This window comes from Mycobacterium sp. pW045, from assembly GCF_041287085.1.
In the GTDB taxonomy this organism is placed as follows: Bacteria; Actinomycetota; Actinomycetes; order Mycobacteriales; family Mycobacteriaceae; genus Mycobacterium; species Mycobacterium algericum_A.
This window is the reverse complement of record NZ_JBGGKU010000016.1, coordinates 13,898-31,830: the sequence shown is the minus strand read 5'-3', so window position 1 is coordinate 31,830 and position 17,933 is coordinate 13,898. Positions and strand designations below refer to the sequence as shown.

The following is a 17,933-nucleotide window of genomic DNA, read 5'->3' as shown; positions in this document are numbered from 1 at the left end:
GACATCACGATAGTGCGCTCAACCGCCGCGGAGCCGCCGCAGCGCCAGACGGACCTTGTCGGTGTCGGTCGTCGCCCAGAACGGCGGCAGCGACGCCCGAAGATAACCGGCGTAGCGGGCGGTCGCCATCCGCGAGTCCAGTACCGCCACCACGCCTCGGTCGTCGACGCCGCGCAGCAACCGGCCCGCGCCCTGGGCCAACAGCAGCGCGGCGTGATTGGCGGCGACCGCCATGAAGCCGTTGCCGCCGCGGGCGCTGATCGCGCGCTGCCGTGCGGTCAACAGCGGGTCGTCGGGCCGCGGGAATGGGATGCGGTCGATGAGCACCAGCGACAGCGACGGTCCCGGGACGTCGACGCCCTGCCACAGCGACAGCGTGCCGAACAACGATGTGTCGGCGTCGGCGGCGAACTGCTCGACCAGCGCGCCGGTAGTGTCCTCGCCCTGACACAGCACCGGGGTGTCCAACCGCTCCCGCATCGCGTCGGCTGCGGCGCGTGCCGCCCGCATCGAGGAGAACAGCCCCAGGGTGCGCCCGCCGGCGGCCGTGATCAGCTCGGTGATCTCGTCGAGTTGTGCGTCGGTGCCGGTGCCGTCGCGCCCGGGCGGCGGCAGGTGCGCGGCCACGTAGAGGATGCCGGCCTTGGCGTGCGCAAACGGCGAGCCGACATCCAAGCCGCGCCAGCTCTCTTCGTGAGGTTCCGAGCCGCCGGTCAAGCCCCAGGCGCCGGCCATCGCGTCGAAGGAGCCGCCCACGGTCAACGTCGCTGAGGTCAGCACCGTCGTGGCCCGGCCGAACAGCCGATCATGCAGCAGGCCGGCCACCGACAACGGTGCGACCCGCAGCACCGCCCGCATCGAGCCACGGTTGTCCTCGTGGCTGAGCCACACCACGTCGGAGCGCTCCGGGATGGGCGGTTCGAACGAGGTCAGAATCCGCGCGGCGGTGTCGGCGATCTCGGAGAGTGCGGCGACCGCCTCCTTGCGTGCGGACGCGGCCTTGGGATCAGCCGGTGCAGTGTCGATCGCCGAGCGGACCGCGCCGGCAGCATCCCGCAGCGCCGCCAGATACGTCGCCAGCTCGTCGTCGAGGTAATCCATCCGGCCGGGCGTGCCGTCGTGAATCGCCGAGCCGAACGTCAGCGACGCGGCATCAAGGCGCTGGACCAGTTCGGGGGAGACCAGCCGGGTGACGCGGCGCACCGCGACACTCAGTGCCGCGGCGGTCAACTCGGCGGTGGCCACCGATGTCACCCGGTCCACCAGTTCGTGCGCCTCGTCGACCACCAACAGCTCGTGCTCGGGCAGCACGGTGGTATCCGAGATGGCGTCGATGGCCAACAGGGCGTGGTTGGTGACGACGATATCGGCCGCGCCGGCGACGGCGCGGGCCCGCTCGGCGAAGCAGTCGGTGCCGAACTGGCAGCGGGTGGCGCCCAGGCACTCCCGTGCCGACACGCTGACCTGAGCCCAGGATCGCTCCGGCACACCGGGTTTGAGGTCATCACGATCCCCCGTCGCGGTGTCGTCCGCCCAGGCGGTGAGCCGCTGCACGTCCCGGCCCAAGGCGCTGGCGGCGAACGGTTCGAACAGCTCCTCCTGCGGCGCTTCGCCTGAGTCGTCACTGGTTCCGCTATGGATCTTGTTCAGGCACAGGTAATTTCGGCGCCCTTTGAGCAGCGCGAAGGTGGGCCGCCGGGGCAGTACGCCTTCCAGCGCGTCGGCCAGCCGCGGCAGGTCGCGGTCGACGAGTTGGCGCTGCAGCGCGATGGTCGCGGTGGACACCACCACCGGGTGATCGTCGGCCACCGCCCGCGCGATCGCCGGAACCAGATAGGCCAGCGATTTGCCGGTGCCGGTGCCGGCCTGCACCGCCAGGTGCTCGCCGGTGTCGAAGGCATGCGCCACCGCCTCGGCCATGCGCACCTGGCCGTCGCGTTCGCTACCGCCCAGGGCGGCTACCGCGGTGGCGAGCAGCTCGGGGACGGACGCGTCAGCCATGGTGTGCACACGGTAGCTCGCGTCCCCGATTCATCGTGTCCGTCCCCGTATCCTGAGGCGATGACAAGTCAGCGATTGCCCGGCGGGGCGGTGCATGAGCTACCCGCGGACCTGCGCGACGGTCTGCTCGTCAGTCCGACCGCGCTGGCGGCCTGGCAGGACATTACGCCGTTGGCGCGCAACGAGTTCATCTGCTGGGTCGAAGACGCCAAGCAGCAGGCCACCCGGGAGCGCCGAATCCGCCGGACCCGTGAGGAGCTGGAGGAAGGTAAGCGCCGGCCGTGCTGCTGGCCCGGGTGCAAGCACCGGGAACGCAACGGCCGCTAACCGACCGGCCCGCCATCACCGCGGGATCACCCGGGTCGGGATCGCCGACTCGCCGTGAGCCAGCTTCAAGCCCTCCCACGGCAAGCTGAGCAGCCCGGAGGCGACGCGGTCGCGCGCCGCGGCCAGTGCCGTCGCCCCGGTATCGGTCACCACGTCGCCGCCACGGACCAGCGGAACGGTCACTACCCGGTGCGGCTCGCTCACGTCGGGCGGTCGGCCCGCGGGGTGGACCACCTCCTCAACGAGGGTGCCGCTGGGCCGAAAAGTCCGCAGTGCCTGCTTGCGCCCGCCCGCCGACGTCTTGTCCGCGCTGCGCTTGTGCACCGCCACTTCGTCCACCTCGACCAGCTTGTAGACGAAGCCGGCCGCCGGTGCTCCCGAACCGGTCACCACCGCGGTGCCGACGCCGTAACTGTCCACCGGCGCCGCACGCAGCGCCGCGATGGCGAATTCGTCGAGATCGCCGGAGACCACGATCCTGGTGGCAGTGGCCCCCAGCCGGTCCAGTTGCTCGCGGACCTGATGCGCCAACACCGCCAGTTCGCCGGAGTCGATACGGACCGCGCCCAGCCGCGGGCCGGCCGCCTCGACGGCGTTGGCCACTCCGGTGGTGACGTCGTAGGTGTCCACCAGCAGCGTGGTGCCGACACCCAGCGCAGCGACCTGAGCGCGGAATGCCGCCAATTCGCCGTCGGCGTCGGCAACGTCGGAGCCGGCGTGCAGCAGGGTGAAGGCGTGTGCGCTGGTGCCCAGCACCGGCACACCGAAGCTGCGGTGCGCTTCGAGATTCGACGTCCCGGCGAATCCCGCCAGGTAGGCGGCCCGGGCCGCCGCGATAGCGGCCTGCTCGTGGGTGCGGCGGGAGCCCATCTCGATCAGCGGCCGGCCATCGGCCGCGCTGACCATCCGGGCGGCCGCCGAGGCGACCGCCGTGTCATGGTTGAAGATCGACAGCAGCAGCGTCTCCAGCACGATGCACTCGGCGAAGCTGGCGCGCACGCTCAGCACCGGCGATCCCGCGAAGTACAACTCGCCCTCGGCATAGCCGTCGATGTCGCCGCGGAAGCGGAAATCACGCAGGTAGCTCACGGTATCCGGGTCCAGGAACTCCGAGAGCAGACCCAGTGCGACGTCATCGAAGCCGAACGAGGTGAGGGCGGCGAGGAACCGGTCGGTGCCGGCCACCACCCCGTAGCGGCGTCCCTCGGGGAGTCGACGGGCGAACAACTCGAAGCCGGTGCGCCGACCGGCCGTGCCGTCGCGCAGCGCCGCGGCCAGCATGGTCAGCTCGTACTTGTCGGTGAGCAACCCGCCGCAGCGGGCCGAGGTGGTCACCAGCCAACCGTATCGGCTGGACTTGGCCCCACCCCGGCTCGGTATCCTGAGCGTCATGGCCACGTCAGCAGCGACGCCCACCCCGGTGAAACCGCAGGGCACCGGCCAGCGGCACGCTGACCCGGTCGAGGACACCGCTTCCCCCTGGGTGACCATCGTCTGGGACGATCCGGTCAACCTGATGACCTATGTGACCTACGTCTTTCAGAAGTTGTTCGGTTACAGCGAGCCGCACGCGACCAAACTGATGCTGCAGGTGCACCATGAGGGCAAGGCGGTGGTATCTGCCGGAAGTCGGGAGTCGATGGAGGTGGACGTGTCCAAACTGCATGCCGCCGGGTTGTGGGCGACCATGCAGCAGGACCGCTGAGACGTCGACTCGAAGGGAACCGAACCTCACCGTGCACAAGTGGAAGCGGGTTGAAACCGACGGCGGCCCCCGCTTCCGCTCCGCGTTGGCACTGCACGAGGCCGCACTGCTCCGCAACCTCGTCGGCTCGATCGTCGGGATGCTCGAGGCCCGTGAATCCGCCTCCCCGCCCGACGAACTCGAACAGATTACCGGGATGAAGACGGGTAACACCCGGCCGCCGGAGGACGCCACCACGCGCCGGCTGCTGCCGGATTTCTACCGCGCCGACGGCGACCGCGCCGCGGCCGGCGACTGCGTGCTCGACGCGGAAGGCCTCAACGCGGCGCTGCGCAGCCTGCACGAGCCGGAGATCATCGATGCGAAACGCGGTGCGGCACAACAGGTCTTGGACACACTGCCGGAACGGGGCGGTCGATTTGAACTGACCGAGGAACAGGCCAATGCCTGGATCGCGGCCGTCAACGACATCCGACTGGCGCTGGGCACCATGCTGCAGATCGGTCCCAACGGCCCGGATCGGCTACCGCCCGGCGATCCGAGGGCCGGTCAGCTCAACGTCTACCAGTGGCTCACCATGCTGCAGGAATACCTGGTGGTCGCGCTGATGGGGCGGCCCGGCCGATGACCGATACGGGTTCGATCACCGATGTCGCCGGGATCCGGGTGGGCCATCACCACCGGCTGGACCAGGACGCGACGCTGGGATCCGGCTGGGCCAGTGGGGTCACCGTCGTGCTGGCGCCGCCCGGCACGGTCGGTGCCGTCGACAGCCGGGGGGGTGCGCCCGGCAGTCGGGAGACCGATCTGCTGGATCCGGCCAACAGTGTGCGCTGGGTGGACGCGGTGGTGCTCTCCGGCGGGAGCGCCTACGGGCTGGCGACCGCTGACGGCGTGATGACCTGGCTCGAGGAGCAGGGTCGCGGGGTGGCGCTGGATGGCGGCGTGGTCCCGATCGTTCCGGCGGCGGTCATCTTCGACCTGCCGGTGGGAGGCTGGGACAAACGGCCCACCGCGGAGTTCGGCTATGCCGCCGCGGCGGCTGCCGCCGGGCCCGCCGGAGCAAGGCCGGCGACCGGCTGCGTCGGCGCCGGGGTGGGCGCACGGGCCGGGGTGTTCAAAGGCGGGGTGGGCACCGCCTCGGTCACGCTGGAACTCGGGGAGCACGGCGAGCACTCGGTCACGGTGGGGGCACTGGTGGTGGTGAACCCGAGCGGTGAGGTCATCGACGCCACCACCGGCCTGCCGTGGTCGGCCTCCCTCGTCGAAGAATTCGGATTGACGGCGCCGCCGTCGGAGGAACTGGCGGTGCTCGCCGGACTGGAACCCAAATCCCGCTCGCTCAACACCACCATCGCGGTGGTGGCCACCGACGCCGCGCTCAGCCCGGCCGGCTGCCGCCGGATGGCGATCGCCGCTCAGGACGGGCTGTCGCGCACCATCCGGCCCTCCCACACCCCCGTGGACGGCGATACCGTCTTCGCACTGGCGACCGGAGCCGTCGAGGTTCCGGCGCTGGCCGACACCCCCGCGGCGATGTCTCCGGAGACCGGTTTGGTCGCGGAGGTGGGTGCCGCCGCGGCGGACTGTTTGGCCCGCGCGGTGCTGGTGGGGTTGCTGGCAGCCGATCCGGTGGCCGGAATACCGACCTACGGCGGCACGTTGCCGGGTGCGTTCGGCAGCAAGGCGGCCGGATTGACGGGAAGGTCGTGATGCGGGCATGAGCTCCCGATCAGGCGCGTCGCCCGCGCCGCGTTCCGACAAGAAGCCGCTCTGGCGCACCGGTGGGGCCACCGTCGTGGGCTTCGTCGCCCTGCTCTACCTCATCGAGGCGGTCGATCAGCTCGGCGGCCACGGGCTGGACCGCAATGGCATCCGGCCGTTGCAGAGCGACGGGCTGTGGGGGGTGTTGTTCGCGCCGTTGCTGCACGCGAACTGGGCACATCTGCTGGCCAACACCGGTCCCGCGCTGGTGCTGGGTTTCTTGATGACGTTGGCCGGACAGACCCGGTTCCTGCTCGCCACCGCGATCGTGTGGCTGGTCGGTGGGCTGGGCACCTGGCTGATCGGCAACGTCGGGTCGGCGTGCGGGCCCACCGACCACATCGGCGCCTCGGGGCTGATCTTCGGCTGGTTGGCCTTCCTGGTGGTGTTCGGGTGGTTCACCCGCAGACTCTGGCAGATCGTGGTCGGGCTGGTGGTGCTGGTGCTCTACGGCGGGATCCTCTGGGGGGCGGTGCCGGTGCTGAACGTGTGCGGCGGCGTCTCCTGGCAGGGGCACCTGTGCGGCGCCATCGCCGGGATACTGGCCGCCTACCTGCTCTCGGGCCCCGAGCGCAACGCCCGCGAACGGCGGCGGGCGGTATCGGCGTGATCGGGATCTTCGACTCCGGCGTCGGTGGGCTGACCGTCGCACGCTCGATCATCGACCAGCTGCCCGACGAGGACATCGTCTACGTCGGCGACACCGCCAACGGCCCGTACGGGCCGCTGACCATCCCCGAGGTCCGCGCACACGCGTTGGCCATCGGCGATGATCTGGTTGAGCGCGGCGTCAAGGCACTGGTTATCGCCTGCAACACCGCGTCGGCGGCATGCCTGCGCGATGCCCGGGAGCGCTACGACGTGCCGGTCGTCGAGGTGATCCTGCCGGCGGTGCGCCGAGCGGTGGCCACCACCCGCAACGGCCGCATCGGGGTCATCGGAACGCAGGCGACCATCACCAGCCACGCCTACCAGGACGCGTTCGCCGCCGCCCGCGACACCGAGATCACCGCGGTGGCGTGCCCGCGCTTCGTGGACTTCGTCGAGCGCGGTATCACCAGCGGCCGGCAGGTGTTGGGGCTGGCCGAGGGATACCTGGAGCCGCTGCAGCGCGCCGGGGTCGACACCTTGGTGCTGGGCTGCACCCACTACCCACTGCTGTCGGGGTTGATCCAGCTGGCGATGGGCGAGCAGGTGACGCTGGTGTCCAGCGCCGAGGAGACCGCCAAGGAGTTGCTGCGGGTGCTGACCGAACTGGATCTGCTGCGTCCCCACCGGGCCCCGCCGGCCACCCGACTCTTCGAGGCCACCGGCGACCCGGAGGCGTTCGCCGCATTGGCCACCCGCTTCCTGGGGCCGGCGATCACCGGTGTCGGCGCCGTCCGGCGGCACGCTCCGTTGAGCCCGTCGTGACCGTGATTTCGACGACGAATAGCGGGCAAAGCGATGGTGTCTTGGTCATGGCCGCAGCGAACATGGCACAGTAGGGAACGTGCGACTGACCGTGCTCGGCTGCTCCGGCAGCGTGGTGGGTCCGGACTCGCCGGCATCGGGCTACCTGTTGCAGGCTCCGGGTACCCCACCGCTGGTCATCGACTTCGGGGGCGGCGTGCTGGGGGCGCTGCAGCGCTATGTCGATCCCGGCTCGGTGCACGTGTTGTTGTCGCACCTGCACGCCGATCACTGCCTGGATCTTCCGGGATTGTTCGTCTGGCGCCGCTACCACCCGGCGGTGGCGACCTCGCCGTTCCCCAAGGGCCTTATATACGGGCCCAGTGACACCTGGTCGCGAATGGGCGCCGCATCCTCCCCGTACGGCGGCGAGATCGACGACATCACCGACATCTTCGACGTCCACACCTGGGTCGACGGTGAAGCCGTCGAGTTCGGAAGCGTCAGCGTGCGCCCCAACCTGGTGTCTCACCCGACCGAGTCGTTCGGCATGCGGATCACCGATGCCGCCGGCGCGACCCTGGTTTACAGCGGCGACACCGGCTACTGCGACCAGGTGATCGAACTGGCACGCGGCGCCGACGTGTTCTTGTGCGAGGCGTCGTGGACCCACGAGGCCAATCGCCCCCCGAACCTGCATCTGTCGGGCACCGAGGCCGGGCGTATCGCCGCCGCGGCCGGGGTGGGGCAACTGCTGCTCACCCATATCCCGCCGTGGACGTCGCGCGAGGACGTGATCGGCGAGGCCAAAGCCGAGTTCGGTGGACCGGTGCACGCGGTGGTCTGCGACGAGCGTTTCGATATCCGGCGGTCATGACGCACCACCGGCCTTGACACACCCCTCCATTAGGGTTAGCGGTGTGTCCAAACGAGAAGACGGTCGCCTCGACGACGAGCTGCGCCCGGTCGCCATCACCCGCGGATTCACCTCGAACCCGGCTGGGTCGGTGCTGGTGGAGTTCGGTGACACCCGAGTCATGTGCACGGCCAGCGTCACTGAGGGTGTGCCGCGCTGGCGGAAGGGCTCCGGCCGCGGCTGGCTGACCGCCGAATACGCCATGTTGCCGGCTGCCACGCACACCCGCTCCGACCGCGAGTCGGTCAAGGGCCGGGTGGGTGGACGCACCCAGGAGATCAGCCGGCTGGTCGGGCGCTCGCTGCGCGCCTGTATCGACCTCGCCGCGTTGGGGGAGAACACCATCGCGATCGACTGTGACGTGTTGCAGGCCGACGGCGGTACCCGCACCGCGGCGATCACCGGTGCCTATGTGGCGCTGGCCGACGCGGTCACCTACCTGTCCGCCGCAGGCAAGCTGTCCGACCCCCGCCCGCTGTCATGCGCGATCTCGGCCGTCAGTGTCGGTGTGGTCGACGGCCGGGTCCGCGTCGACCTGCCCTACGAAGAGGACTCCCGTGCGGAGGTCGACATGAACGTCGTGGCCACCGATACCGGAACCCTGGTGGAGATCCAGGGCACCGGGGAGGGGGCGACCTTCCCGCGCTCGACCCTGGACAAGATGCTCGACGCGGCGCTGGGCGCGTGCGAGAAGCTGTTCGTGGTGCAGCGCGAAGCGTTGGCGTTGCCCTACCCGGGGGTGCTGCCGGAAGGCCCGGCACCGAAGAAGGCGTTCGGCTCTGACTAAGCGTCGGCGACGATGCGGAGCGTCAGGAACGAGGAGGAGCGGCGCCATTGACGCAGCTGCTGGTGGCCAGTCGTAACCGCAAGAAACTGGCTGAACTCAATCGGGTGCTCGAGCACGCCGGTGTCTCCGGCCTGCGTCCCGTCTCGCTGGATGAGGTGCCGTCGTACGACGAGGCGCCCGAAACCGGGGCGACCTTCGAGGACAACGCCCTGGCTAAGGCGCGCAGCGGCTATATGGCGACCGGGTTGCCTTGTGTCGCCGACGATTCCGGTCTGACCGTGGATGCGCTCAACGGTATGCCGGGGGTGCTGTCGGCGCGCTGGTCGGGCAATCACGGCGACGACGGCGCCAACACCGCCCTGTTGCTGGACCAACTTCGCGACGTTCCCGACGAACGACGCGGCGCGGCGTTCGTGTCCGCCTGCGCGCTGGTCTGGGGTACCGGAGCCGACCACGAGGTGGTGGTGCGCGGCGAATGGCCGGGCAGCATCACCAGGGAACCGCGTGGCGACGGCGGATTCGGCTACGACCCGGTCTTCGTACCCGCCGGTGCGGTACGCACCGCGGCCCAACTGAGCCCGGCAGAAAAAGACGCCGAGTCGCACCGCGGTCGTGCGCTGGCGCTGCTGCTACCGGCGCTGCGACAACTCGCGGGGTGAACCGTGCCGTTAGCGCTCGGCGCCGAGTTCGCCGGTTACCGCATCGAACGCCTGCTCGGCTCCGGGGCGATGGGCGAGGTATACCTGGCCCGGCATCCGAGGCTGCCGCGTCGCGACGCGCTCAAGGTCCTGCCCGTCGGCCTGACCACCGACGCCGAATTCCGCCAGCGGTTCCAACTGGAGGCCGACCTCGCGGCGACGCTGTTTCACCCCAACATCGTCGGCGTCCATGACCGCGGCGAATACGATGGCCAGCTTTGGATCGCGATGGACTACGTGGCCGGGACCGACGCGGCACGGTTCGTCGCCGACCGGTATCCCAACGGGATGCCGGCCGACGAGGCCCTGCCGATCGTCAGCGCGATCGCCGAGGCACTGGATCATGCGCACCAGCGTGGGCTGCTGCATCGCGACGTCAAACCGGCGAATATCCTGATCGCCGATCCCGAAGGCGGCTCGCAGCGGATCTTGTTGGCGGACTTCGGAATCGTTCGGCAATTGGGGACCGTCGGCGGGCTGACCGCCACCAACTTCACCGTCGGCACGGTGTCCTACGCGGCACCCGAGCAGTTGCGGGGCGACGATCTGGACGGTCGAGCCGATCAGTATGCGCTGGCGGCCACCGCATTCCATCTGCTAACCGGGGTACCGCCGTTCGGTGACGGCAACCCCGTGACGGTCATCAGCCGGCACCTGACGGCCGCGCCGCCACGGCTGAGCGAGCGGCGGCCGGACTTGGCTCAGCTCGACGCGGTGCTGGCGACCGGGCTGGCCAAGGACCCGGTCGCGCGGTTCAGTGGCTGCCGCGCGTTTGCCCGGGCGCTGGCCGAGGCCGGCGCCGGTGAGTCGGCGATGGCCACGGCCGGTACCGCCCGGCGCCGCTGGCCGTGGGTGGCGGGCGGGGCCGCGGTGCTGGCGGGGATGGCCGGGGTGCTCGGGGTCGGCGGCAGCGGCGATGAGCACACCGGGGTGGTCTCACCCCCGCCGACCAGCACCGTGCATCCGACACAGACCGTCACCGTGACGGAGTCGCCCTCGCCGCCGGCCCCGCTGATGTCCCCGCCCGCGCCGGTGCCTTCCCAGACGACTGTGCCGCCACCGGCGACGTCGATCGAGGTCGTGGCCCCGCCGGCCGGGGCCAGCGCCGTCTGCCGCGACGGCACCTATTCGTTCAGTAAGCGACGCAGCGGTTCCTGCTCGCGCCACGGTGGGGTGGAGCGTTGGGTGAATCCGCCCGCAAACTGAGCCGGTGTGTCAGAGGTTGAACTGGGCCTTGATGTTTCGCGACTGGAAATGCTCGACGATGATGCCGAGCAGTGGAATGGTGCCCGCCAGCAATACCCCGATGGTCTTGCCGAGCGGCCAGCGCACCTTGACCGCCAGGTTGAACGTGGCCAACAGGTAGGCGAAGTACACCCAGCCGTGAACCACGCCGATCCAGGTGGGCGGGTTGTCCACCTTGACCACGTAGCGCACCACGATCTCGTAGCACAGCGCGATCAGCCAGACACCTGTTGCCCACGCCAGCACCCGGTAGGGCAGCAGCGCGCTGCGGATCTTCTCGGCGGGAGCGGCCTGGGCGGGTGTCTCGGTCATGCGGAGTTCCTGTTCTTCCGGTCGGTCTCGGTGAGTTCGGCCAAGTAGGCGTTGTAGTCGCGCAGTGCGGCGTCGTCGGTCGGGGTGGCGGCGGGCTCGGGCCGTTCCGGCAGCAGCCCGGCCGGTATCTCGGTCACCGTATCGGGTCGGTGCGGCTCGGGCGGCGCCTCTTCGTAGCGGACGAATTTGCGGTAGGCGTATACGCAGAACCAGGCGAACAGCGGCCACTGCAGGGCGTAGCCGAGGTTCTGGAAGTTGCCGTTGAGTTCCTGGAATCGGGTCCACTGCCACCACCCCAGCGCCAGACACGCGCAGGCGGCGACGATCACCAGCACGATCAGTGCCGGTCTCCGACGCCGTGTAGTGGACACCCCTTGACGGTACCGCGCCACTTTGCCGCGCATCCCGAGGCCGGCGGTACCATCGCTACGCCGCGCGGGCGTGGTGGAATTGGCATACACGATGGTTTTAGGTGCCATTGCTCGAAAGAGCGTGAGGGTTCGAGTCCCTCCGCCCGCACCAGTTCAGAGCGTGTTTTCGGGGCGATTCCCCCACATTTCCCCCACATTGTGGGGGATGTGGGGGCTAGTCTGGTGCCCGTGGCTTCAATCTCGCCGTACGAAACCAAGGGCGGCAAGCGGTACCGAGTCCGCTACCGCAAGCCGGACGGACGTCAGACCGACAAGTGGGGATTCCGGACCAAGCGTGAGGCTCAGGCGTTCGCGGCCACCGTCGAGGTATCGAAGCTCAAGGGTGAATACGTTGCCCCGTCGCTGGGCAAGGTCACCGTCGGGGAGCTGGTTACGACCTGGCTTGAGCGCAAGGAGGCCACCACCCGCACCAGCTACTACCGAACGCTGCCGTCGGCCTGGAAGAACCATGTCGCCCCGACCTGGGAGCGGGTGGCGGTGGCCAAGGTGGACCGGCTCGGCGTCGAGGAATGGGTCGCCGGTATGCGTAGTGCCGAGCTGAGCGCGACGGTCGTCAAACGCGCTCACGGCGTTCTGTGCGGCATCCTCGACGATGCGGTGAAGGCCGGGCGGATCTCGGTCAATCCGGCTCGGGGCCTGGACCGGGGGACGCTGCCGCGCAAGACTGGCCGCCGACGGGTGTACCTAACTGCCGAGGACGTGGCGCGGCTCGCCGCTGAGTGCGGCGAGCACGAGACACTGATCCTGACCCTGGCCTACACCGGCATCCGACCCGGCGAAGCGGTGGCTCTGACGGTGGGTGACGTCGACTTCGAGCGCAGGCGGATGCAGATCCACTCCAACGCGGTGGAAGTGGGCAGCGCCTTCGACGTCGGGCCGACCAAGACCTACCAACGCCGCTCTGTGCCGGTGCCGGAGTTTGTCCTGGACCGGATCAAGGCCGAGTCCTCCGACAAGGGGCGCGAGGACTTGGTGTTCCCCGGGCCGGACGGTGGATACCTCCGCCAGCCGAAGACCGGCAGCGGGTGGCTGGAAGCCGCCGTGAAACGCGCCGAGGTAGAGCGGGTGACGTTGTACGGCCTGCGGCACACTTTCGCCTCGTTGGCGCACTCGAGCCGGGCCAGTGTCCTGGCGGTGAGCCGGTCTATGGGGCACAAGAGTGCTGCCATGACGCTGGACCAGTACAGCGACCTGTTCGACTCGGACCTCGACGCCGTCGGTGCGGCGATGGACACCCTCGGCCGAGGCCTGGGGCCGGATCAGTAAGCGCCGCTGTTCCCCTGGGGCACATGACGGGTCGCGGATTCGTAGCTCCCAGGCCCATCTCCAAGCGGGCCCCTTGGATCGAACAGGGCGGGTGGAATGGGCCACATAACTGTGATTCTGGTCACGAGTGAATTGACCGCCGGTCCGTCGGCTTATGTGTGAAATGGTATCGCCGTTTATGGCGATTATTTGGCGATTCTGCCGCTGACCTCGTCGTCAACATAATGACGTCATCCTATAGTCAACAGCAAATTACATATAGTCGTCCTACAGTGCCTTCAATCCGCTCGGAGTAGATCTTGTAAATACCTACTATAGGGCGACTTTCACGGTTTGACCTGCCTGGTGCTACTGGTTCATCTTGGAATCAATGGCAAACACGTACGAGGCGTGTGATAACTAGGGAGGTATGCGGCAATGGAGGGCAAACATACTGGTCCTGACGAGTTTTTCAACTCGGTTCGGATCGCGGTGGAGAACCTGAATATCGATCGGGACAGGCTTTACACCTCGGCGGAGCTGGCACCGCTGATCAAGCTGGCGGACCGTCAGACGCTGGACGGCTGGCGCCACCAGAACATCGGGCCGCCCTATCGCCGGGTCGGCCCTCGTCGAGTGGTGTATCTGGGCTCCGACGTCCTCAAGTGGCTGGACGGCAGCCTGGTCGTCCCCGGTGGTGCCCGATGAGCGTGACGGCGGAGCTGGCGGAGGTCCCCGGTACTCATACGTCCGCGCTGGCGGAGTGGGCTGACTGGGCGGTGGCGCGATGAGTCCGGGGAAGGGGAACGTCTACCGGGTCAAGGTCTTCACGGATCTGCCAGAAGTCGACGACTTTGGTATCTCGATGGAGGGCGTGAGCCTGCTACTGGGTGTCCCAGTTGCCGATCTCGAGGTCAACCCGTTGACCGGCAAGTCGAACATCCCGGAGGACTGGATCCTGCGGGGGAGGCGTCGGGCCAAGGAGGCGATGGCGCACACCGGCAGCGACGACATGGTATCTGCCTTGGAGTACTGGGCATTAAAGGAACACGATGCGCGACTGGAGCTTGTCTATGTCGGCCTGGATGGAGGTGCTGCCTCGTGAGCCAGAACTGCAAGGCGGTCGGTGATCTGGATCGGATTACCGCGTTGGAGCGCATGTCAGCCGATCTTCGGCGTGCCCAGCAGCTTCAGTCTGAGCGGCTCGCCGAGGCCCGAGCGCGGGCCGAGGCGGAGAAGCGGAAGACCCTCGCTGCTGAACCCTGGTCTGCGGTGGTGACCGCCGTCCCGACTGTAGGTACCGGCGGCGAGCTGACCGGGATTTTGTCCATGCCGGTCGTCGACGCGAAGGAGTTGTTCGGAGGGCGGCTCGCCTACGACTTGCTCGGCTGCTGCGATGGTGAGGACCAGGTCCGCAGAATGCTGGTCGAGTACTTCGCGATGATCCGGGAACCTGAACACGCCTTCCTGGTCGCCTTCACGGCCCTGAAGGTCATAGCGAGCTACGCCGTGCCGGTCATGCTGGACAGCCTCGAATGTCACGGTGGTGACTACGAATCCCGTGTGCGCCTGGCCGACGCGGCGCTTAACGCCTGGGCAACGAGGATGGACGAGCGCGCCGGGGTGGAGCCATGAGCCTGCCGGATGTGCTGACGGGTGTGTTGACCGGTGGTGTGCTGGCGCTATGTGCTCGAAACGTCACCGACACGATTGCGCTTGTAGTAGGAGGACGCCGAGCCGTGAGGCGCTCACGGCGCGCGCCGCGCTTCCGGCGGATGGGCGGGGCGTCACCACGGCCTGCTGACGCGGCGGTTCGGATCGAGGCCCGGGGCCGGTCGCAGTGAGTAACGGCAGTGGTATCAAAGTCGGCGATCGGATCCGCATTGAACGTGATGAGGGCCGGTACCCGAGCAGGGGTACATGGCCGCAATTCCGGGGCAAGAGCGGGACTGTCGTCGAGATCAACCGGGGGATGCGGTCGGGGCCGACCGAGTACGGCGTGATCTTCGGCAGTGTTCGGCAGACCGAGCACCGTCACTCGGGCCTCGCATTTTCGGGTAGCCCGACATGGTTCAAGGCCCACGAGATCGTGGCCGTAGGCGCTCAGCGGCACGCTGGGCGGCGAACTGCGCCCGCAGTAGGGGATGGGCCCCGGAGATCCTGAGGCACGGAAAGCCCCGGCGCGCCAGAGCGGTTGGGCAGCCGCCAGCTGCGAGCACCTGAGTAGTCCCGCAACGAATGACAGTCGACCGACGAACCGCGAAGTGCCGCAGCGCGCTTCGACCAACAGAATCCTGGAGGTATTCCGTGATCCGCAATGATTTCGAACAACCCAACCTGATCGACGGCACCATAGTCGCTTGGGAGCCCTGCGCAGAAGGTGCGTACGTCACCTTCAAGGGAGGGCTCGACGGCCAGGCCATCATCGCCTCGGTCGATATAGCCGACCTGAAACTGCTGGGCGTCGCTGTACTGAAGTCGGTCGCCGACTTCGACCCCGATCGCAGGGCCGAAGATCAGGTGCGGATCACCACGCGCGGTGTTCAGATCCTCGGAGAGATGCTCGGCCAAAGCGAGATCTAGCTGAATGTCTCGCAGAACTGGCGGCCCGCGATGGCCTCCGGAACACCGGCCCGGGAGGTCTGGATGGCCACCGCCAACGACCCGCCGGGAGCCGAGGAGGGGGCCGATGTGCGCCGGGAGTTACCCCCGAACGGATGAGGACCCCAGGCCATAACCCGAGGTCCTCGAACCTCCCACCGCAGAAGGTGCTCGATCAGCAGTCGGAACATCCGGGGCAAGGCACCCATGGAACTGGACAACGTAGAAGGCATCACTATGGTAGCAAGGCACAATCAGAACCCAAAGTCTTTGGGCGTTTCCTCCAAGTTGAATACCTTCATTAAGGTGCCGGACTGGCTCACCGGGACCAACCTCAGCATGACCAACGTGATGGTCTATGCCGCGCTGAAGTCGTTCGACTTCAGCGATAAGAACGGCTCGGCTTGGCCCAGTATCGAGACGCTGATGGAGAAGTCCATGGCGGGCCGGACGGCGGTCCAGGAGTCCCTGAACATCTTGGAGGGGCTTGGTCTGATCAGGACCGAGCGGCGGTACCTCGAAGGCGGCCTGCGGATCTCGAACAAGTACCACTTCATCGAGGTGGACCAGGAGCTTCACGACCGGATCGTTTCGTTGCCCAAGGCGGAGGTCCGGAAGCTGGCCAAGGCGTCGGTCCAGCGGGGCGAAACCGCAGGTCAGAGCGAAAGCTCAACGTCTCTACCTGCCTATTTTCGCGAGACGGACACAGGGGATCCGCCAGACGGACATACGGGGTCCGGGAAACGGACTAAGGGGGTCCGCCTGACGGACATCGGGGGTCCGCGAGCCGGTGACGAAGAAGACCAATTAGAAGGAGACCAAGCCGGAACCAGACGAGGTCAGAATCAGATGAAGTCGAAGAAGATGAACAGTGCTGCGCCCTGGCGGGCGCAGAGCGAACCCGCACCCAGGAAGGTGCTGGACAAGGAGCCAGGGAAGCAGGAGAGCGCCGAGGCCTCCCCTGACTCCCTGGCCGCTCCAAACGGGGCCCCGACGCTCCTGGACGGCCCCAACAGTTTTCCCCGCGCCGAAAAAATCACTGCAGACCCACTAGAGGATAAATACAGGTTCGCGGGCCAGGGGGCCATCTTCAAGGGAGCAAAGCCGAACGAGCGCTCCGGATCTCACCTCCAGGTCGTGCCCGAGCCGGAGCCCGAGACCAAGCCGGAGGACACCACCGCGAGGTCGACGCCGCAGTACTCAGCTACCTGCACGACCGTCATCCATGGAGGCAGCGGTGCGGAGCGATCGTCAGAGACCGAGGCGCTCACCCGACCGTGGCCAGCTGCCGGTGCTCGGCGGCCGCGTTGATGATCTTGCGCACGGTGGCGTGGTGCACCCCGGTGTCGGTGGCGATGCGAGTGATCGCGGCACCGGCTGCATGTGCAGCCAGCACCCGCTGGACCTGCTCCAGACTCTTTGTGGTCGCACCGCCATCGACCAGTGCGCGCGCCACCGCACTCGTGTCCAGACCCGCACCGGCGGTAGGTACGGCCTGCAGTGCACGCGGGTGTGCGGCCTCGGTGCGTGCCGCAGGTGCAGTGCGGGGCGTAGGTGCAGCAGCGACTGTGGGTGCAGCGCACTCTGCGGAGGCACTGGCCTGCACCGCTGCGGGCGCAGCAACTGCACGTGCGGCACGCAGGTCGGCAGCGGATGTCGGGCGCAGCACCACCAGCGCGACGGTCGAAACCGCGATCCCCGCGTCGACTGTGATCGGCCACAGCGCGGCCAGGTGCGGGTCGATGCCCCCGGCGACAGCCAGTCCATGCAGCCCGGCGAAGCTGAGCACCGCGGCACCGAGCGCCAGCAGGCCGGTGACGGCTACTGACAGCCCGTAAACCCACCCGCCGGTGGCCGAGGCGCGGGCGCGGGGAGTGTGGCCGCTGCGGGCCAGCACGGCCACGCCGTGGATGCCCACCAAGGCGACGACCGGCGGCAGGCAGGCGACGGCAATCTTGACCCCGACGACAGGCAGCCACTCCAGCACGGCATGGGCGGCGTTACCGCTGACTGACACCACGGTGGCGGCAATCAGCCAGCCCATGAAGAACCGACGCGCCTTGGCCCGGTCGGTCTCGGCTTCGAGTTCGATCGCGGTCAGTCTGCTCAACGACGCTCCCTCTTGCTCAGGTCGTAGTCGTGGGTGTTCTCGCCGACGGTGATGGTCAGCTGCACGCGGCCACCAAGGGCCGCGACGTACTCGGCCAACGTTCCCAGCCTCAAGCTCAAGGAGTCGCGCCGCTCGGTCTGTGAGACCGCCCCCTGCGTGGCCTGCATGCGCTGCGCCATCTCGGCCTGCGTGACACCGGCGTCCTTGCGGATCGCCGCCAGGTCAACCATGCTATTGATAATAGCTCCAGCTATTAAATAGGTCAAGCTATTGCGCATGAAGGTCGCATCCACTTCAACTTGGTCGGCCGCCAGGTCTCGCGGTCTTCGCGCCGAACGGGTTAACTGGCCAATAAGCTGGAGGTGTCGATTGTCAGCCAACCTGCCGCCGGTATGTCGT

23 protein-coding genes and 1 tRNA gene are annotated in these 17,933 nt (G+C 68.1%); 17 read left to right on the top strand and 7 right to left on the bottom strand.

The window, feature by feature from the left end:
- Positions 1-18: 18 nt before the first annotated feature.
- The gene (locus ACAG20_RS20280; RefSeq protein WP_370493880.1) at positions 19-2,001 is read right to left on the bottom strand and encodes an ATP-dependent DNA helicase; all 1,983 of its coding nucleotides are present in this window, start codon (positions 1,999-2,001) and stop codon (positions 19-21) included.
- 60 nt (positions 2,002-2,061) lie between these two features.
- Here ACAG20_RS20280 and ACAG20_RS20275 point away from each other — a divergent pair, with 60 nt between their 5' ends.
- Positions 2,062-2,328, top strand: a complete 267-nt coding sequence (locus ACAG20_RS20275; protein ID WP_112687879.1) for a YdeI/OmpD-associated family protein — start codon at positions 2,062-2,064, stop codon at positions 2,326-2,328.
- 15 nt (positions 2,329-2,343) lie between these two features.
- Here the strand turns inward: ACAG20_RS20275 and ACAG20_RS20270 are convergent, their stop codons facing one another.
- Entirely contained in the window at positions 2,344-3,663 is a 1,320-nt protein-coding gene (locus ACAG20_RS20270; RefSeq protein WP_370493879.1) for a nicotinate phosphoribosyltransferase, read from the bottom strand.
- Positions 3,664-3,718: 55 nt separating this feature from the next.
- Between ACAG20_RS20270 and clpS the strand changes: the two genes are divergently transcribed.
- From clpS to ACAG20_RS20225, 9 genes are all read left to right on the top strand, one after another.
- Positions 3,719-4,033 carry an ATP-dependent Clp protease adapter ClpS gene (clpS, locus tag ACAG20_RS20265; RefSeq protein ID WP_370493878.1) on the top strand — a complete coding sequence of 105 codons (315 nt, stop codon included), beginning with the start codon at positions 3,719-3,721 and terminating at the stop codon, positions 4,031-4,033.
- Between the two features lie 31 nt (positions 4,034-4,064).
- Positions 4,065-4,661 (top strand): DUF2017 domain-containing protein, encoded by a 597-nt coding sequence (locus ACAG20_RS20260; RefSeq protein ID WP_370493877.1) that lies wholly within the window; start codon positions 4,065-4,067, stop codon positions 4,659-4,661.
- Complete coding sequence (locus ACAG20_RS20255) at positions 4,658-5,746, top strand: P1 family peptidase (RefSeq protein ID WP_370493876.1); 1,089 nt, start codon at positions 4,658-4,660, stop codon at positions 5,744-5,746. The genes ACAG20_RS20260 and ACAG20_RS20255 overlap by 4 nt, the downstream gene beginning before the upstream one ends.
- A gap of 7 nt (positions 5,747-5,753) precedes the next feature.
- Positions 5,754-6,407 carry a rhomboid family intramembrane serine protease gene (locus ACAG20_RS20250; protein WP_112687871.1) on the top strand — a complete coding sequence of 218 codons (654 nt, stop codon included), beginning with the start codon at positions 5,754-5,756 and terminating at the stop codon, positions 6,405-6,407.
- Entirely contained in the window at positions 6,404-7,210 is an 807-nt protein-coding gene (gene murI, locus ACAG20_RS20245) for a glutamate racemase (protein WP_370493875.1), read from the top strand. Before ACAG20_RS20250 ends, murI begins: the two co-directional genes overlap by 4 nt.
- A 79-nt stretch (positions 7,211-7,289) precedes the next feature.
- The gene (locus ACAG20_RS20240; RefSeq protein ID WP_370493874.1) at positions 7,290-8,066 is read left to right on the top strand and encodes a cyclic nucleotide-degrading phosphodiesterase; all 777 of its coding nucleotides are present in this window, start codon (positions 7,290-7,292) and stop codon (positions 8,064-8,066) included.
- Between the two features lie 43 nt (positions 8,067-8,109).
- Positions 8,110-8,892: a ribonuclease PH gene (gene rph / locus ACAG20_RS20235; RefSeq protein WP_370493873.1), complete on the top strand. Its 783-nt coding sequence runs from the start codon at positions 8,110-8,112 to the stop codon at positions 8,890-8,892.
- Positions 8,893-8,939: 47 nt separating this feature from the next.
- Positions 8,940-9,551, top strand: a complete 612-nt coding sequence (locus ACAG20_RS20230) for a non-canonical purine NTP pyrophosphatase (protein ID WP_370493872.1) — start codon at positions 8,940-8,942, stop codon at positions 9,549-9,551.
- 3 nt (positions 9,552-9,554) lie between these two features.
- The gene (locus ACAG20_RS20225) at positions 9,555-10,796 is read left to right on the top strand and encodes a protein kinase (protein WP_370493871.1); all 1,242 of its coding nucleotides are present in this window, start codon (positions 9,555-9,557) and stop codon (positions 10,794-10,796) included.
- Between the two features lie 9 nt (positions 10,797-10,805).
- On the opposite strand, the gene ACAG20_RS20220 is transcribed toward ACAG20_RS20225, so the two are convergent.
- Both ACAG20_RS20220 and ACAG20_RS20215 read right to left on the bottom strand, forming a co-directional pair.
- Positions 10,806-11,147 carry a DUF3817 domain-containing protein gene (locus ACAG20_RS20220; protein WP_013828284.1) on the bottom strand — a complete coding sequence of 114 codons (342 nt, stop codon included), beginning with the start codon at positions 11,145-11,147 and terminating at the stop codon, positions 10,806-10,808.
- Positions 11,144-11,518, bottom strand: a complete 375-nt coding sequence (locus ACAG20_RS20215; RefSeq protein ID WP_370493870.1) for a hypothetical protein — start codon at positions 11,516-11,518, stop codon at positions 11,144-11,146. Before ACAG20_RS20215 ends, ACAG20_RS20220 begins: the two co-directional genes overlap by 4 nt.
- A gap of 64 nt (positions 11,519-11,582) precedes the next feature.
- Between ACAG20_RS20215 and ACAG20_RS20210 the strand changes: the two genes are divergently transcribed.
- The 6 genes from ACAG20_RS20210 (at position 11,583) to ACAG20_RS20185 (ending at position 15,406) form a co-directional block, all read left to right on the top strand.
- A tRNA-Leu gene (locus tag ACAG20_RS20210) sits at positions 11,583-11,669 on the top strand.
- Positions 11,670-11,746: 77 nt separating this feature from the next.
- The gene (locus ACAG20_RS20205) at positions 11,747-12,844 is read left to right on the top strand and encodes a tyrosine-type recombinase/integrase (RefSeq protein WP_370493869.1); all 1,098 of its coding nucleotides are present in this window, start codon (positions 11,747-11,749) and stop codon (positions 12,842-12,844) included.
- A gap of 417 nt (positions 12,845-13,261) precedes the next feature.
- A complete protein-coding gene (locus ACAG20_RS20200; protein ID WP_370493868.1) occupies positions 13,262-13,531 on the top strand; it encodes a helix-turn-helix transcriptional regulator in 270 nt (89 codons plus the stop codon).
- 79 nt (positions 13,532-13,610) lie between these two features.
- Complete coding sequence (locus tag ACAG20_RS20195; protein ID WP_370493867.1) at positions 13,611-13,928, top strand: hypothetical protein; 318 nt, start codon at positions 13,611-13,613, stop codon at positions 13,926-13,928.
- Positions 13,925-14,458, top strand: a complete 534-nt coding sequence (locus tag ACAG20_RS20190; RefSeq protein ID WP_370493866.1) for a hypothetical protein — start codon at positions 13,925-13,927, stop codon at positions 14,456-14,458. The genes ACAG20_RS20195 and ACAG20_RS20190 overlap by 4 nt, the downstream gene beginning before the upstream one ends.
- 672 nt (positions 14,459-15,130) lie before the next feature.
- A complete protein-coding gene (locus tag ACAG20_RS20185; RefSeq protein ID WP_370493865.1) occupies positions 15,131-15,406 on the top strand; it encodes a hypothetical protein in 276 nt (91 codons plus the stop codon).
- Here ACAG20_RS20185 and ACAG20_RS20180 read toward each other — a convergent pair.
- Positions 15,403-15,558 (bottom strand): hypothetical protein, encoded by a 156-nt coding sequence (locus tag ACAG20_RS20180; RefSeq protein WP_370493864.1) that lies wholly within the window; start codon positions 15,556-15,558, stop codon positions 15,403-15,405. The two genes, ACAG20_RS20185 and ACAG20_RS20180, sit on opposite strands and share 4 nt — an antisense overlap.
- Before the next feature lie 73 nt (positions 15,559-15,631).
- Between ACAG20_RS20180 and ACAG20_RS20175 the strand changes: the two genes are divergently transcribed.
- Positions 15,632-16,735, top strand: a complete 1,104-nt coding sequence (locus tag ACAG20_RS20175) for a helix-turn-helix domain-containing protein (RefSeq protein ID WP_370493863.1) — start codon at positions 15,632-15,634, stop codon at positions 16,733-16,735.
- Here the strand turns inward: ACAG20_RS20175 and ACAG20_RS20170 are convergent.
- Together ACAG20_RS20170 and ACAG20_RS20165 are read right to left on the bottom strand one after the other, a co-directional pair.
- Entirely contained in the window at positions 16,692-17,534 is an 843-nt protein-coding gene (locus ACAG20_RS20170; protein WP_370493862.1) for a DUF2637 domain-containing protein, read from the bottom strand. The two genes, ACAG20_RS20175 and ACAG20_RS20170, sit on opposite strands and share 44 nt — an antisense overlap.
- A complete protein-coding gene (locus ACAG20_RS20165; RefSeq protein WP_370493861.1) occupies positions 17,531-17,764 on the bottom strand; it encodes an XRE family transcriptional regulator in 234 nt (77 codons plus the stop codon). The genes ACAG20_RS20170 and ACAG20_RS20165 overlap by 4 nt, the downstream gene beginning before the upstream one ends.
- Between the last annotated feature and the right edge of the window lie 169 nt (positions 17,765-17,933).